Source organism: Acidovorax sp. KPB24-07, assembly GCF_057543315.1.
Genome location: NZ_BAAJYS010000827.1, coordinates 1 through 792, shown reverse-complemented (window position 1 = coordinate 792; position 792 = coordinate 1). Strand labels below are relative to the sequence as shown.

The 792-nt window shown below is 67.2% G+C and carries 1 pseudogene; it reads right to left on the bottom strand.

The features are described from left to right. Positions 1-163: 163 nt before the first annotated feature. Positions 164-792, bottom strand: a pseudogene (locus AC27IQ_RS26100) (hypothetical protein); the annotation flags it as partial.

The window sequence follows — 792 nt, the reverse complement described above, 5'->3', positions numbered from 1 at the left end:
GGCAGTTAGGGCCCTGGCGATGACATGCGGCCCAGGGTGAGGTGAGAGCCACCATGGGGTGTGGCACCCCATACCCCGCCCCCGCCAAGCTCCCTACGGTCGACGGCCTAATCGGCCTTTGGCGGGTCCCCGAATTGTCTCCAGACAGGAGCGCAGCACAGGCTCAGCGGGTGGAGACACGGGGGAGACCTGCATAGGCTGGATTGCGCACGGCCAGGGCAGAGGACAACTGCTCAGGCGTGATGAGCCCATCTTGAGGCTGGGCCGGCTGCGGCACGGGCACGGTGCGCACCTGCTGCAGCGGCTGCTGCTGGGCCACGAGCTCGCGCTGCTGCCAAGGCTGGGCCTGCACCATCTGCTGCTGGCCCTGTTGGCCATGTTGGTCCTGAGCCTGGGCCCAGTCCACGAAGAAGCCCTGGCGCACGATCTGCTGGCACACCGCCAGCGAGACCTGCAGCAGCGTAGCTTGCTGGCTGTAGCACTTGCACTTGCTGCCCATCTCGACGCACGCGGCTGGATAGGGCGCCACGGTGGGCTGGGTGACCTGATCGTAGGCCGGCGACGTGTGGGCAAAGTCGGCCAATCGCGGCTTGCGTTGCTCTAGGTACTCGACCGTGGTCAGGACCTTGTTCGGGGACGCTCCCTGACCTGGGGAGCCGCCTGCTGCAGTGGCGCCTGGCTGGGCTTGCTTAGCGCCTTTGGCGACGTTGCCGTAGACGCCAGTGATCGCAAAGTAGCCCATGGTCGGCACCAGCACGGCGCAAGCCAGGCACACCCACACCGCGCGCGGAA